This is a genomic window from Streptomyces noursei (assembly GCF_016917755.1).
GTDB lineage: Bacteria > Actinomycetota > Actinomycetes > Streptomycetales > Streptomycetaceae > Streptomyces > Streptomyces yunnanensis.
In genome coordinates, this window is sequence record NZ_CP070326.1 from 8,158,151 (window position 1) to 8,174,876 (window position 16,726).

A 16,726-nucleotide genomic window follows, 5' to 3' on the forward strand; every position below is an offset into this window, starting at 1 on the left:
CTACAGGTCGGACTGGCCGTTGAGCGCGGCCCGCACCAGGTCTGCCACTGTCATCGAGTCGACGGACTCACCGTCGTCGTCCGCGGCCCGGCCGCCGCGTCCGGCGAGCTGGAGCAGGGGCTCCAGGACCCCGATCTCCCGCAGTTGGTCGAGCGGGACGGAGGCCAGCAGGGCCCGGATCTCCGTCTCGTCGTCGGACCCGGCCGGCTCGTCCGGGAAGAGCCCGCCGAGGATGTGCTCCCCCAGGCCCAGGGGGGTCGGGTGGTCGAAGACCAGCGTCGCCGGCAGGTTCAGGCCGGTGGCCGCGCTCAGTTGGTTGCGCAGCTCGACGGCGCCGAGGGAGTCGACACCCAGGTCGCGGAAGGACCGTTCGGCGGCGACCGCTTCGGTGTCGGGGTAGCCGAGCACCTGCGCGGCGCGGGTGCGCACCAGGTCCACGACGGTGTCCAGGCGGCGGGCGGGCGGCAGCGCGGCCAGTCGGGCGGCCAGCCCGCCGCCGTCCGCGGCCTGCTCCGCCTGGGCGGTGAGCGCCTCGCGGTAGCCGGGGAACTCCCGCAGCAGGGTGCTGGGTCGGCTGCCGCCGAAGGCGCCGGCGAACCGGTCCGTGGCCACCTCGGCGACCACCGCGGTCGGCTCCTTCTCGGCGACCAGGCGCAGCAGGGCTTCCACGGCGAGGTGCGGGTCCATGGCGCCGACCCCGGCGCGCCGGGCGGCCTCGTCGGCGCCGTCGGCGTCGGCCATGCCGCCGCCTCCCCAGGCACCCCAGGAGACCGAGGTGGCGGGCAGGCCCTGCACCCGGCGCTGTTCGGCGAGCGCGTCCAGGACGGCGTTGGCAGCGGCGTAGTTGGCCTGGCCCGGGTTGCCGACCGCGGCGGAGGCGGAGGAGAAGAGGACGAACGCGGCCAGCTCGCGGTCGCGGGTCAGCTCGTCCAGCAGCAGGGCCGAGGTGACCTTGGCACGGAACACCTCCTGGAACCGCTCGGGGGTGAGCCGGTCCAGCACGCCGTCGTCGAGGACGCCGGCGGTGTGCACCACACCGGTCAGCGGCCGGTCGGCGGGCAGCGCGTCCAGGACGGCCGTCAGCTGGTCGCGGTCGGCGACGTCGCAGGCGGCGACGGTGACGTCGGTGCCCAACGCGTCGAGTTCCGCGCGCAGTTCCGCCGCACCGGGGGCGTCCGGGCCGCGTCGGCTGAGCAGGACGAGGTGCTGGGCGCCGTCCTTGGCCAGGCGGCGGGCGACGTGCGCGCCGAGGGCGCCGGTGCCGCCGGTGACCAGGACGGTGCCGGACGGGTGCCAGGGCCGGGACGGCTTGCGGCCGGGGGCCGGCACCAGACGGCGGGCGAGCACCGCGGTGCCGCGCACGGCGACCTGGTCCTCGCCGTCCAGACCGGCCAGGACGGCGGCGAGGCCGGCCGCGGACCGCTCGTCGGGCTCCTCCGGCAGGTCCACCAGGCCGCCCCAGCGCTGCGGGTACTCCAGGGCCGCGACCCGGCCCAGGCCCCAGACGGCGCCTTGGAGCGGTCGGTGCGGCCGGTCGGTGCGGCCGGCGGAGACGGCGCTGCGGGTGACGCACCACAGCGGTGCGTCGACGCCGGCGTCGCCGAGGGCCTGGAGGAGGGCGGTGGTCAGGGCGGTGCCCTCGGGCACCGCGCCGGTGAGCGTGTCGCGCAGGGCCAGCAGGGAGACCACGCCGCCGAAGCGGGTGCCGTCGGCGGTGCGGGCCGCGATCGCGTCGGCCAGCGCGGCCCGGTCGGCCTCCGCGGCCTCCAGAGGCACGAGGTGGGTGCCGAGGCCGTCGAGGGTGGTGGTCACCCAGGGGTCGTCGGCGAGGCCCTCGGGGATCACCGCGAGCCAGGTGCCGCTGAGCGCCTTGCGGTGTGCCAGGGCGGCGCCGGTGAGCCGCTTCCAGACGATGCGGTGGCGCCAGCCGGCCAGTTGGGACTCGTCGGCCTGGCGGCTGCGCCAGTCCATCAGGGCCGGCAGCACCTTGGACAGTGCGTCGCTCTCGACGTCGAGTACCGATTCCAATGCGGTGAAGTCCTCCTGTGCGACGGCGTCCCAGAAGGCCGCGTCGGTCTCGGCCGGCTGTCCGGCTGCCGGGGCGGCCGATGCGGCGCCCGGAAGGGACTCCGACCAGAAGCGGCCGCGCTGGAAGGGGTACGTCGGAAGGTCCAGCCACTGGGCGCCGCGGCCGGCGAAGTACGCGTCCCAGCGCGGACCCGCGCCGTGGACGTGCAGTTGCGCGACGGCGCCGACCAGCGTCTCGTCCTCGCCGCGGGTGCGGCGCAGGGCCGGGACGACGACGGCGTCCGGTGCGCACTGGCGGGCCATGGCCGACAGCACGGCGTCCGGGCCGAGTTCGAGGAAGAGGTGCACGCCGCGGTCGGCCATGGTGCGCACGCCGTCGGCGAACCGTACGGTGCCGCGGACGTGGCGCACCCAGTAGTCGGCGGAGCACAGGTCGGTCGCGTCGGCGACGTCCCCGGTGAGGTTGGAGACCACGGGGATGCGCGGCGGGTGGTATTCCAGACCCTCGGCGACGGTGCGGAAGTCCGCCAGCATCGGGTCCATGAGGTGCGAGTGGAAGGCGTGGCTGACCCGCAGCCGGGTGGTGCGGTGGCCCCGTTCGGCCAGCGCCTCGGCCAGGGCGGTCACGGCGTCGCCCGCGCCGGAGAGGACCACGGCGGCCGGGCCGTTGACCGCGGCGAGGGACACGCCGTCGGTGAGGAGCGGGGTGACCTCGTCCTCGGTGGCCTCGACGGCGATCATGGCGCCGCCGGCCGGGAGGCGCTGCATCAGGGCGGCACGGGCGGCGACCAGGCGGCAGGCGTCGTCCAGGGAGAGCACCCCGGCGACGTGGGCCGCGGCGAGCTCGCCGACGGAGTGGCCGGCCACGAAGTCGGGCCGCACGCCCCAGGATTCGATCAGGCGGTAGAGCGCGACCTCGACGGCGAACAGGGCGGGCTGGGTGTTCCCGGTGGCGTGCAGCGCCTCTTCGTCGGTGCCCCAGACGACGTCCCGCAGGGGGGTGTCGAGCCGGTCGTCGAGGCGGGCCAGTACGGCGTCAAACGCCTTCGCGAACACCGGGTGGCGCTCGTACAGTTCGCGGCCCATGCCCAGGCGCTGGGAGCCCTGGCCGGAGAAGAGCACGGCGCGCTTTCCGGTGCGCTGGAGGTGGTGTTCGGCGGTGTGCGGGGCGGTGGTGCCCTCGGCGACGGCGGTCAGGCCGGTGCGCAGGTCGTCGTGGTCGGTGGCGGTGATCGCGGCCCGGTGCTCGAAGGCGGCCCGGGTGGTCGCCAGGGAGTACGCCAGGTCGGCGGTCCGGGTGTCGGGGTGGGCGGTGAGGCGGGCCAGGAGTCGGCGGGCCTGGGCGCGCAGGGCGTTCTGCGAGCGGCCGGAGAGCAGGAACGGCAGCGGGGCACCGTCGTCCGCGGGGCGCACGGGCAGTTCCTCGCGCGGCGGTTGCTCCAGGATGGCGTGGGCGTTGGTGCCGCTGGCGCCGAAGGAGGAGACGGCGGCGCGGCGCGGCCGACCGGCGTCGGGCCAGGGGGTCCTGGCGGTGAGCAGGTGGGCGCGGCCGGCGGTCCAGTCCACGTGCGACGAGGGGTTCTCGGCGTACAGGGAGCGCGGCAGTTCGCCGTGCTGCATGGCGAGGACCATCTTGATGACGCCGCCGACGCCGGAGGCGGCCTGGGTGTGGCCGATGTTGGACTTGAGCGAGCCGAGCAGCACGGGCCGCTCGCGGTCCTGGCCGTAGGTGGCGAGCAGGGCCTGGGCCTCGATGGGGTCGCCGAGCTTGGTGCCGGTGCCGTGGGCCTCGACGGCGTCGATGTCGACGGGGCGCAGGCGGGCGTTGGCGAGGGCCTGGCGGATGACGCGCTGCTGGGCGGGGCCGCTGGGGGCGGTCAGGCCGTTGGACGCGCCGTCCTGGTTGATGGCGGAGCCGCGGAGCACGGCGAGGACGCGGTGACCGTTGCGGCGGGCGTCGGAGAGCCGTTCGACGACGAGCATGCCCACGCCTTCGGACCAGCCGGTGCCGTTGGCGTCGTCGGAGAAGGCCCGGCAGCGGCCGTCCGGCGACAGGGCGCCCTGGGCGCTGAACTCGACGAAGCCCACCGGGGTGGCCATCACGGTGACGCCGCCGGCCAGCGCGATCGAGCATTCGCCGGCGCGCAGGGCCTGCGCGGCCAGGTGCAGCGCGACCAGCGACGAGGAGCAGGCGGTGTCGACCGACACGGTGGGGCCCTGGATGCCGAAGGTGTAGGCGAGGCGACCGGAGAGCAGGCTGGCGGACTGGGCGGTCTGCCACTGCCCGGCCTCCTCCGGCGGCCGGTAGTCGCCGGAACCGCCGCCGACGAAGACGCCGGTGGTGCCGCTGCCGCGCAGCGTCGCCGGGTCGATGCCGGCCCGCTCCAGGGCCTCCCAGGACGTTTCGAGCAGGATCCGCTGCTGCGGGTCCATCACCAGGGCCTCGCGCGGCGAGATGCCGAACAGGCCGGGGTCGAAGTCGGTGGCGTCGTAGAGGAATCCGCCCTGGGCGGTGGCGCTGCGGCCCGGTCCGTCGCCGGCGAGCGCGGCCAGGTCCCAGCCGCGGTCGGTCGGGAAGTCGCCGACCGCGTCGATCTCGTCGCCGACCAGCTGCCACAGGTCCTCGGGCGAGGTGACCCCGCCGGGGTAGCGGCAGGCCATGCCGACGATGACGATCGGGTCATCGTCAGCGGCGGCGCCGGAGGCGACGGGGGCGGCCACCGGTGCGGCGGAGTCGACCGCCTCGCCGAGGAGTTGGGCGCGCAGGTGGGCGGCGAGGGCGGCCGGGTTGGGGTGGTCGAAGACGAGGGTGGCGGGCAGGGCGAGGCCGGTTTCCGCGGTGAGCTGGTTGCGCAGGTCGACCGCGGTCAGCGAGTCGAAGCCCAGGTCGCGGAAGGGCAGATCGGGTTCGAGCAGGTCGTGGTCGGCGTGGCCGAGGACGGTCGCGGCCTTCTCGGTGACCAGTGTCAGCAGGATGGCGTCGTGGGCCGCGGCGGGCTGCTCGGCGAGCCACCGGCCGTAGTCGCCGGCAGCGGTCCGCCGGTCGGCGCGGTCCCGGGCGGCCTCGGCGAGCGCGCCGCGGGCCTCGGGCAGGGCGTCGAACAGGGCGGTGCGGCGGGCCTCGTGGTGGAGGGGCGCGAAGGTCTCCCAGCGGACGTCGGCGACCGTCTCGGCGGCGGACCCGTCGGCGACGGCCCGGCCGAGGGCGGCCAGTGCGGTGTCCGCGTCCATCACCGGCAGGCCGTTCATCCGCAGGTGGGCGGCGAGGGACGGGGCGACCAGGTCGGACCAGGCGCCCCAGGCGACGGCCAGCGCCGGGGTGCCGCGGTCGCGGCAGGCGCGGGCGAAGGCGTCGAGGTAGGCGCCGGACGCGGCCTCGGCGGCCCGGCCGCGCACGCCCCAGACCCCGGCGATGGAGCCGAAGAGGACGAAGGCGTCCAGCGGCCGGCCGGTGAGGGCGGCGCCGAGGGCGGTGACGGGGGCGAGCGCGGCGGACAGCTCGGCCGCGGTGTCGGGGGCGGCGTCGGCCTCCGGCGCGTACACGACCGCGGTGAGCGGGGTGTCGTCGGGCAGTCCGTCGAGGAGCGCGGCGAAGCCGTCCGGGGCGGTGGGGTCGTGGTCCACGACGGTGATCCGGGCGCCGAACGCGGCCAGTTCGGCCGTCAGGGCCTCGGTGGTCGTGTTGTCGTCGGAGGTCGTGTCGTCGCCGGGGGCGGTCAGGACGAGGTGGCGGGCGCCCTCGCGGGCCAGCCAGCGGGCGGCCCGGCCGCCCATGGTGCCGGTGCCGCCGACGACCACGACGGTGCCGGTCGGCAGCCAGGTGGCGCCGTCGGCGGCCGGCGTACGGACCAGGCGACGGGCGTGGATGCCGGTGGCGCGGACCGCGATCTCGGCCTCGGTGCCCGGCGCGGCCAGGTGTGCGGCGAGCAGCCCGGCGGCGTGCGCGTCGGTGTCGGCGGGCAGGTCGGCCAGGCCGCCGAAGCGGTCGGGGTGGTCCAGCGCGGCGACCCGGCCCAGGCCCCACAGGGCGGCCTGGCCGACGGCGGTCGGGGACTCCCCCGCGACCGCGACGGCGCCGCGGGTGACGCACCACAGGGGCGCGTGCACGCCGGCCTCGTCCAAGGTGGCGAGGAGGGCGACGGGCCAGGCCCCGTCCGCGGGCAGTCCCTCGGACCCGGCGGCGAGCAGCGACACCACGACGCGCCAGGGTGTGTCGCCGGCGGCCGTCAACTGCCCGGCCAGGGCGTCGGGTTCGGTCGTGACGGTGTCGGCGCCGAGTGCGTCGGCGACGGCCGACATCCAGGCGGTGTCGCGGTTCCCGGCCGGGACGAGGACCAGGGCGCGGCCGGCCGGTGCGGTCGCCTCGGGTGCCGGCAGCGGGGCCCAGGTCTCGTGGTAGCGCCACTGCGCGGCGGCGGACCGGGCGCCCTGGCGGCGCCGCCAGGCGGACAGCGCCGGCACCATCGCGGTGACGGTGTCGCCGTCCAGGCCGAGGGAGGCGGCCAGGCCCTCCAGGTCCGCGCGTTCGACGGCCGTCCAGAAGGCGGCGTCGGCCGGGTCCTGAGGGGCGTCCGCGGGGGCGCCGGGCTCGGGCCAGTACCGCTCCCGCTGGAAGGCGTAGGTGGGCAGATCGGTCCGGTGGCCGCCGGTGGCCTCGAAGTAGGCGGGCCAGGACGGGCCGGTGCCGTGGGTGTGCAGGGTGGCCAGGCCCTCCAGGAGGGCGAGGTCGCCGGCGCGGTCGCGGCGCTGGAGCGCCACGACGACGGCGGGCTCGCCGGCCTCGACGGTGTCGAGGGTCTGCTGGGTCAGGGCGGCGAGCACGCCGTCCGGGCCGATCTCCACGAAGGTGCCGGCGCCGGCGTCGTGCAGGGCGCGCACGCCGTCGGCGAACCGCACGGTCTCGCGGACGTGCCGCACCCAGTAGCCGGGGGTACGCAGTTCGGCGCCGGCCGGGGCGCCGAGGAGGGTGGAGACGAGGGGGATGCGCGGTTCGTGGTAGGTCAGGCCCTCCGCGACCCGGGCGAACTCGGTGAGCATCGGGTCCATCAGCGGCGAGTGGAAGGCGTGGCTGACGGTCAGCCGGCGGGTGCGGCGGCCGTCGGCGGCGAGCCGGTCGGCGACCGCGCGGACGGCGTCCTCGGCGCCTGCGACGACCACCGAGCGGGGGCCGTTGACCGCGGCGACCGCGACGCCGCCGGTGAGCAGCGGCGCGACCTCGTCCTCGGTGGCCTCCAGGGCCACCATCGCGCCGTCCTGCGGCAGTTGCTGCATGAGGGAGGCGCGGGCGGCGACCAGTGTGCAGGCGTCCTCCAGGGAGAACACCCCGGCGACGTGTGCGGCGGCGATCTCGCCGATGGAGTGGCCGGCGACGAAGTCCGGCGTCAGCCGCCAGGACTCGGCGAGCCGGAACAGCGCGACCTCGATGGCGAACAGCGCGGGCTGGGTGAAGCCGGTCCGGTCCAGGAGCGCGGCATCGGGGGTGCCGGGCGCGGCGAACAGCGCGGCGCGCAGCGGGACGTCCAGCACGGTGTCGAACTGGGCGAGGACGGTGTCCAGTGCGTCGGCGTAGACCGGGAAGCGCTGGTACAGGTCGTGGCCCATCAGGGCGTGCTGGGCGCCCTGACCGGAGAACAGGAACGCGGTGCGGCCGGGGGTGCGGGGCGCGGTGGCGCGGGCGGCCTCGCGCACCCCGTCCGGGCCGGCGAGCAGCACGGCACGGTGCGGGAAGAGCGTGCGGTCGGTGGCCAGCGAGCGGCCGACGTCCGCCGCCGAGCGCGCGGGGTGGGCGGCGGTGTGCGCGGTGAGACGGTCCAGTTGCGCCTGGAGCGCTTCCCGGCTGCGTCCGGAGACGATCCAGGGGACGACGGTGGGCGTGGCCTCCGGCGCCGGCTCGGCCGCCGGGGCGTCGGCGGCGGGGGTTTCGGGTTCGGGGGCCTGCTCGACGACGACGTGGGCGTTGGTGCCGCTGACGCCGAAGGCGGACACGCCGGCGCGCCGCGGCTGCCCGGTCTGTGGCCAGGGCCGCGCGTCGTCGAGGAGCGCGACGGTGCCGCCGCTCCAGTCGACGTGGCTGGACGGGGTGCCCACGTGCAGCGTCCTGGGCAGGGTGCCGTGGCGCATCGCCATCAGCATCTTGATGACTCCGGCGGCGCCGGCGGCGGCCTGGGTGTGTCCGATGTTGGACTTGACGGTGCCCAGCAGCAGCGGCCGTTCGGCGTCCCGGTCCCGGCCGTAGGCGGTGATCAGGGCGCGGGCCTCGATCGGGTCGCCGAGGGTGGTGCCGGTGCCGTGCGCCTCGATCGCGTCGATGTCGGCGGGGCGCAGGCGGGCGTCGGCGAGTGCCTGGGCGATGACGCGCTGCTGGGAGAGGCCGTTGGGCGCGGTCAGGCCGTTGGACGCGCCGTCCTGGTTGACGGCGGTGCCGCGGATCAGGCCGAGGACCTGGTGGCCGTTGCGGCGGGCGGCGGAGAGGCGTTCCAGGACGAGGATGCCGACGCCTTCGGACCAGGCGGTGCCGTCGGCGGCGTCGGAGAACGCCTTGCAGCGCCCGTCCGGTGCCAGGCCGCCCTGGGTGGAGAACTCGACGAAGGAGTCAGGGCTGGCCATGACCGAGACGCCGCCGGCCACCACGAGGTCGCACTCGCCGGCGCGCAGCGCCCGGCCGGCCCAGTGCAGGGCGACGAGCGAGGAGGAGCAGGCGGTGTCGATGGTGACGGCCGGGCCTTCGAGGCCGAGCGCGTAGGACAGCCGCCCGGACATCACACTGGCGGTGTTGCCGGTGGCGACGTAGCCGGCCACGTCCGAGGCGGAGCGGCGCAACAGCGTCGGGTAGTCCTGGCCGTTGGTGCCGACGAAGACGCCGGTGGTGGAGCCGCGCAGCGCGGCCGGGTCGATGCCGGCCCGCTCCAGCGCCTCCCAGGTGGTCTCCAGCAGCAGCCGCTGCTGGGGGTCCATGGCCAGCGCCTCGCGGGGCGAGATGCCGAAGAACCGGGCGTCGAAGTCGGCGACGCCGGAGAGGAAGCCGCCCTCCAGGGTGTCGGAGGCGCCGGCGCCCAGCGCGGCGAGGTCCCAGCCGCGGTCGTCGGGGAAGCGGCTGATGCCGTCGCGGCCCTCGTCGAGGAGCTGCCAGAGCTCCTCCGGGGTGGTGACGCCGCCGGGGAAGCGGCAGCCGATGCCGATGACGGCGATCGGGTCGTCGTCGAGGGGGGTACCGCCCTGCTCGAACGAAGCTGAGAGCTTGGGGGACGTGGCGGCGACGGTCGCGGCGGTGTCGGTGGGCAGGGTGCCGAGGAGTTCGGCGAGCAGGAAGTCCGCCATCTCGCGCGGGGTGGGCAGGTCGTAGACCAGGGTGGCGGGCAGGCTCAGGCCGGTGGCGGCGTTGAGGGCGTTGCGCAGTTCCAGGATGGTCAGCGAGTCGAAGCCCAGGTCGCGGAAGGCGCGGTCGTCCTCGACGGTGCGCGCCTCGGCGTGGCCGAGGACGGCGGCGACCTGGGTGCGCAGCAGGTCCAGGACCGCTGCCGGGCGCTCGTGCTCCGGCAGTTCGGCGAGTTGCTGCCGCAGGCCGGTGGCGGCGCCGGTGGCGGTCGCGGGGGTGGCCCGGCCGGTCTCGGGGAGGTCGGCGACGAACGGCAGCGGGCGGACCGCTGCGAAGGCGCGCTGGAAGCGCTCCCAGTCGATGTCGGCGAGCGCGATGGTGGTGTCGTCGTTCTCGATGGCGCGCAGCAGGGCGCGCACGGCCGGTTCGGGGGCGAGCGGTTCGAAGCCGCCGCGCCGTACCCGGTCGGTGAGTTCGGCGGTGTCGGCGACCATGCCGGAGCCGGCCCACGGGCCCCAGGCGACGGACAGCGCGGTCAGGCCGCGGGAGCGGCGGTGCTCGGCGAGGGCGTCCAGGTGGGCGTTGGCCGCGGCGTAGTTGCCCTGTCCGGCGGCGCCCAGGACGCCGGCCGTGGAGGAGAACAGCACGAACGCGGCGAGGTCCAGGTCGGCGGTCAGCTCGTGCAGGTGGTGGGCGGCGACGGTCTTGGCGCGCAGCACCGCGGCGAAGCTCTCCGGTGTGAGCGCGTCCACGACGTGGTCCTCGACGACGCCGGCGGTGTGGAACACCGCGCACAGCGGCGCGTCGTCGGGCAGTTCGGCGAGGAGCGCAGCCAGCGCGTCGCGGTCGGCGGCGTCGCAGGCAGCGAGGGTGACCCGGGCGCCCAGTTCCTCCAGTTCGGCGCGGAGCGCGTCGGCGCCGGGGGCGGCCGGGCCGCGGCGGCTGGTGAGCAGCAGGTGGGTGGCGCCGTCGCGGGCCAGGCGGCGGGCGACGTGGCCGCCGATGCCGCCGGTGCCGCCGGTGATCAGGACGGTGCCGGCCGCCGGGTCGAAGGCGGTGCGGGCGGTGTCGGGGCCGGCCGGGGCGTGGGCCAGGCGGCGGAGGAAGACGCCGGAGGGCCGGAGGGCCACCGCGTCCTCGCCGTCGGTGGCCGCGAGCACGGCGCGCAGCCGGCGGGCGGCCTGGCCGTCCAGGGTGGCGGGCAGGTCGAGGGTGCCGCCGAACCGGGCCGGCAGTTCCAGGGCGACGGCGCGGCCCAGGCCCCAGACGGCGGCCTGTTCGGGCGCGGTGACCTGTTCGGCGCGGCCGACGGCCACCGCGCCGCGGGTGACGTTCCACAGCGGCGCGTCGATGCCGGCGTCGCCGAGGGCCTGGACGGCGGTGGTGGTGAGGGTGAGGGCGGCGGGCGCACCGGGGTGGCCGGCGTCGCCGGTGGCGAGCGGCAGCAGGGACAGCACGCCGCTGAACGGCCCCTGGGCACCGGCGGCTTCGGTGATCCGGGCGGCCAGCGCGGCGCGGTCGGTGGTGGTGACCGGCAGCCGGACGGTGGTGGTGCCCAGGGCGGTCTCGACGTCGGCGGCCCAGGCCGCGGTCTCGGCGTCCTGACGGTCCTGGTGGTCGTGCGGGACGAGCACGAGCCAGCGGCCGGTGAGGGCGGCGGGTGCGGTGGCGCCGCCGCGCGGCTTCCAGGTGACGCGGTAGCGCCAGGAGTCCAGTTCGCTCTGCTCGCCGCGGCGCCGGCGCCAGGCGGTGAGCGCGGGGACCATCGCGGTGACGGTGGCGTCGTCCAGGTCCAGGGAGGCGGCGAGGGCGGCGACGTCGTCCCGCTCGACGGCGGCCCAGAACTCGGCGTCGAGGGCGGATCCGGGTGTGGGGGCCGTCCCGGCGGCGGTGGTGTCGGGCCAGTACCGCTCGCGTTGGAACGCGTAGGTCGGCAGCGTGGTCCGGCGCGCGCCGTGGTCGGCGAAATACCCGCTCCAGTCGACGCGGGCGCCGTGCGCGTGGGCCGCGGCGACGGCGGTGACCAGGGCCGGTTCCTCGGGCCGGTCGCCGCGCAGGGTCGGCAGCAGTGCCGTGCGGGACGGGTCGGTGAGGCTCTCCCGGGCCATGCCGCTGAGCACGCCGTCCGGGCCGAGCTCCAGGAAGGTGTGGACGTCGCCCTGGGTGGCGAGCCAGTCGATGCCGTCGGCGAAGCGGACCGCGGCGCGGACGTGCCCGACCCAGTAGTCGGGCGTGCAGACCTGTTCGGCGGTGGCCAGGCCGCCGCTGACGTTCGACACGAACGGGATCGTCGGCGGGTGGTAGGTCAGCCCGCGGGCGACGGCGGCGAAGTCGTCGAGCATGGCGTCCATCAGCGGCGAGTGGAAGGCATGGCTCACCCGCAGCCGCTTGGTCCGGCGCCCGTCGGCGGCGAAGAGGTCGGCGAGGAGGAGCACGTCCTCCTCGACACCGGCGACGACCACGGACCGCGGCCCGTTGACTGCGGCGACGGACACCCGGTCGGTGAGCCCCTCCAGGAGCGGCAGGACCTCGTCCTCCGCGGCCTCCAGGGCGACCATCGCGCCGCCCTCGGGCAGCGCCTGCATGAGCCGGCCGCGGGCGGCGACCAGGGTGCAGGCGTCGTCCAGCGACAGCACGCCGGCGACGTGCGCGGCGGCGAGTTCGCCGACGGAGTGGCCGGCCAGGTAGTCCGGGGCCAGGCCCCAGGACGCCAGCAGGCGGAACAGGGCGACCTCGACGGCGAACAGCGCGGGCTGGGCGTAGCCGGTCCGGTCCAGGAGCGCGGCCTCGGCGGAGTCGGGCGCGGCGAACAGCACCTCGCGCAGCGGCCGGTCCGGTCCGTCGTCGAGCCGGGCCAGCACCTCGTCCAGCGCGTCGGCGAACACCGGGTAGCGGTCGTGGAGTTCGCGGCCCATGCCGGCGCGCTGGCTGCCCTGTCCGGTGAACAGGAAGGCGGTCCGGCCGCGTCCTGCGGTGCCCTGGACCAGGCCGGGGTCAGGCCGGCCGTCGCACAGGGCGCGCAGGCCGCGGGTCAGGGTGTCGCGGTCGGCGGCGACGACGGCGGCGCGGCGCTCCAGCGCGGCGCGCGAGGTGGCGAGGGAGTGGGCCAGGTCGGTGAGGTGGGCCTCGGGCCGCTCCTCGACGAAGGCGAGCAGGCGGGCGGCCTGGGCGCGCAGCGCGGCCTCCCCGCGGCCGGAGAGCACGAGCGGCACCAGGCCGTCCCGCGGCGGGTCGGTGGGCGTGGGCGCCTCGTCCGCGGGGGCCTGTTCGAGGATGGTGTGGACGTTGGTGCCGCTGATGCCGAAGGAGGAGACGGCGGCGCGGCGCGGCCGGCCGGTCTCGGGCCACGGGGTGCGTTCGGTGAGCAGCCCGATGGCGCCCGACGACCAGTCGACGTGGGTGGAGGGCCGGTCGATGTGCAGGGACTTGGGCACCACGCCTTCCTGGAGGGCGCGGACGAGCTTGATGACGCTGGCGACGCCGGACGCCATCTGGGTGTGGCCGATGTTGGACTTCACCGAGCCGAGCAGCAGCGGCCGTTCGGCGTCGCGGTCCTGGCCGTAGGTGGCGAGCAGGGCCTGGGCCTCGATGGGGTCGCCGAGGGCGGTTCCGGTGCCGTGGCCCTCCAGGACGTCGATGTCGCCGGGCGCCACCGCGGAGTTGGCCAGCGCCTGGCGGATGACGCGCTGCTGGGACGGGCCGTTGGGCGCGGTCAGGCCGTTGGAGGCGCCGTCCTGGTTGACGGCGGAGCCGCGGATCACGGCGAGCACCTGGTGCCCGTTGGCGCGGGCGTCGGACAGCCGCTCCAGCAGCACCAGGCCGACGCCCTCGGCGAGGGTCATCCCGTCGGCGCCGTCCGCGTACGCCTTGCAGCGGCCGTCCTCGGCGAGGGCGCGCTGCCGGCTGAAGCCGACGAACGACATCGGGGTGGACATGATGCTGACGCCGCCGGCCAGGGCCAGCGAGCTCTCCCCGTTGCGCAGGGACTGGCAGGCCAGGTGCATGGCGACCAGGGAGGAGGAGCAGGCGGTGTCGAGCGTGACGGCGGGGCCCTCGAAGCCGAAGAGGTAGGACACCCGGCCGGACAGCACGCTGGAGAGCGTGCCGGTGATCATGTGGCCTTCGGAACCCTCGCTGTTGGGCACGCCGGAGGCGTAGTCCTGGTAGCTGGCGCCGACGAAGGTGCCGGTGCGGCTGCCGCGCTGGGCGACCGGGTCGATGCCGGCGTGCTCGAACGCCTCCCAGGCGGTCTCCAGCAGGAGCCGCTGCTGCGGGTCCATCGACAGCGCCTCGCGCGGCGAGATCCCGAAGAAGCCCGGGTCGAACTCGGCGACGTCGCGCAGGAATCCGCCCTGGACGGAGTAGGTGCGGCCGGGCCGGTCGGGGTCCGGGTCGTAGAGGCCCGCGGCGTCCCAGCCACGGTCGGCGGGGAAGCCGGAGATCGCGTCGACCTCGTCCAGGGCGATCCGCCACAGGTCCTCGGCGGAGCCGACCCCGCCGGGGTAGCGGCAGCTCATGCCGACGATCGCGATCGGGTCGTCGGCGGCGGGCGCGCTGGTCGGGACGGCGGCGGCGCCGGCGGCGGCGGACCGGGCGCCGGCCAGCTCGCCGTGCAGGTAGGCGGCGAGCGCGGCCGGGTTGGGGTAGTCGAAGACCATCGTCGAGGGCAGCGTCAGGCCGGTGACGGAGGCGAGCCGGTTGCGCAGGCCGACGGCGGTCAGCGAGTCGAAGCCGACGTCGCGGAAGGCCCGCTGGTCGGTGAGGTCCTCGGCGGAGGACAGCCCGAGGACGGACGCCGCCTCGGTGCGGACGGTCTCCAGCAGGGTGCGCTGCTGCTCGGCGTCGGACAGGGCGCGCAGCGCGGCGGCGAACTCGCCTTCGGCGACGGTCCCGGCGCTCTGCTCGGCGGCCGCGGTGAGCCGGCGGACCTCCGGCACCTCGTCGAAGAGCGGGGTGGGGCGGCCGGAGGTGTAGACGGGGTGGTAGGTATCCCAGTCCACGTCGGCGACCGCGAGCACGTTCTCGTTGTCGTCCAGCGCCCGCTGCAGGCCGCTCAGGGCCAGCTGCGGGTCCATGAACTCCAGGCCGCTGCGCCGGATCATCTGGGGATCGACCCGGCCCAGCTTGAGGTCGTCGGCCCAGATGCCCCAGGACAGCGACAGGGCGGGCAGTCCGTTGGCCCGGCGGTGCTCGGCGAGCGCGGCGAGGTAGGAGTTGCCGGCGACATAGGCGGCGTGGGCGCCACTGCCCCACATGCCGGCGGTAGAGGAGTACAGGACGAAGTCGTCCAGCGCTTCGTCGTCGAGCAGTTCGGCGAGGACCTGGGCGCCGGTGACCTTGGCGTGCAGCACCCGGTCGAAGTCCGCCAGGGTGGTGGCGTCCAGGGTGTGCAGCTCGATGGTGGCGGCGGTGTGCACGACGGTGCGGACGGTACGCCCGTCGGCCTTGAGGTCGGCCAGCAGCGCGGCGACCGCGTCGCGGTCGGTGATGTCGCAGGCGGCGACGGTCGCCTCGGTGCCCGACTCGGCCAGTTCCGCGACGAGTTCGGCGGCGCCCGGGGCGGCCGCGCCGCGCCGGCTGATCAGGACCAGGTGCTCGGCGCCGCGTTCGGCCAGCCAGCGGGCGAGGTGCGGGGCGAGCGTGCCGGAGCCGCCGGTGACCAGCGTGGTGCCGCGCGGCGTCCAGGTGCCGGCGGGCCGCCCGGCGGTGGCCTCGGCCCGCACGATGCGGCGGGTGAAGACCCCGGAGGGCCGGATGGCCAGCTGGTCGTCGCCGCCGAGGGCGCCGGACAGCACGGCGGCGAGCCGCTGGGCGGCCCGGGCGTCGAGGGCGGCGGGCAGGTCGAGGGTGCCGCCCCAGCGCTGCGGGTGCTCCAGCGCCGCGGTCCAGCCGATGCCGGTGACCTGCGCCTGGACGGGCGCGGTCAGCTCGTCGGCCCGGCCGGTGGAGACCGCCCCGCGGGTCAACGCCCATACGGGAGCGTCGATTTCGGCGTCGCCGAGGGCCTGGATCAGTGCCACGGTCAGGGCGGTGCCGAGCACCAGGGAGGTGCCCGGTACCGCGTCGGTCCGCTCGGCGGCGGCGAGGACGGAGACGATGCCGGTCACGTCCTCCGCGCCGGCCAGCCGCTCCCGCAGGACGGCGCGGTCGACGCACTCCTCGTCCAGGACCAGTCGGCGCACCTCGGCGCCGTAGGTCTCCAACGCCCCTGCCACATCGGTGTCGTCGACGCCGTCGGCGGTGACCAGCAGCCAGGTGCCGGTCAGGGACGGGTGCGGCAGGGTGCCGCCGAGGGGTTTCCAGACGACGCGGTAGCGCCAGGCGTCCACGGTGGAGCGGTCGCGGCGGGCCCGGCGCCAGGAGGACAGGGCGGGCAGCACGGCGGCGACGGAGTCCTCGTCGGTGCCGAGCGCGGCGGTCAGCGCGCAGACGTCCGCCTGCTCGACGGCGGCCCAGAATTCGGCGTCGTCCGGGTCGGCGGCGGCGACGGCCTCCGGGGCGGGCGGGACGGCCCACAGGTGTTCGTGCTGGAAGGCGTAGGTGGGCAGGTCGATCAGGGACGCACCGGTCCCCTCGAACAGCCCCGCCCAGTCCACGTCCACACCGCGCACGAAGACCTCGGCGGCCGACAGCAGGAAGCGGTCGGTGCCGCCCTGGTCGCGGCGCAGGGTGCCGGCGGCGACGGCCGGCACGCCGGCCTCGTCGATCGCCTCCTGCACCGCCATCGTCAGCACCGGATGCGAGCTGACCTCGACGAACGCCCGGTACTCCGCCGCCAGCAACTCCCGTACCGCGTCGGCGAACCGCACCCGGCCGCGCAGGTTGCGGAACCAGTAGCCGGCGTCCATCTGCGCGGTGTCCAGCCAGTCGCCGGTCACGGTCGAGAAGAACGGCACCTGCGACGTGCGCGGCGCCAACTCCGCCAGCACTTCCAGCAGTTCCTCGTGCAGGTCCTCGACCTGGTGCGAGTGCGAGGCGTAGTCCACCGCGATCCGACGGACGCGGATGTCGTCGGCGGTCAGCCGGGCGTGCAGCGCGTCCAGCGCCTCGGGCTCGCCGGCGACCACGACGGACCGCGGGCCGTTGACGGCGGCCACCGACACCCGCCCCTCGAACCCCTCCAACCGCGGTTCCAGCGCCTCCACCGACAACGCGACGGACATCATCCCGCCCCGCCCCGCCAACGCACGACCGATCGCCTGACTCCGCAGCGCCACCACCCGCGCCCCGTCCCGCAACGACAACCCACCCGACACCACCGCAGCAGCAATCTCACCCTGCGAATGCCCCACCACCGCATCCGGCAACACACCACGCGAACGCCACAACCCAGCCAACGACACCATCACCGCAAACGACGCCGGCTGCACCACATCAACCCGC

General features: G+C 76.1%; 1 protein-coding gene (only partly in view). It reads right to left on the minus strand.

The annotated features are described in order from the left end of the window. On the minus strand, positions 1-16,726 hold the 3' portion of the coding sequence (locus JNO44_RS35435; RefSeq protein WP_205368073.1) for a type I polyketide synthase. Its footprint extends 11,882 nt past the window's final position; only the last 16,726 of its 28,608 coding nucleotides appear in the window; its start codon lies off the right edge, out of view; the stop codon is at positions 1-3.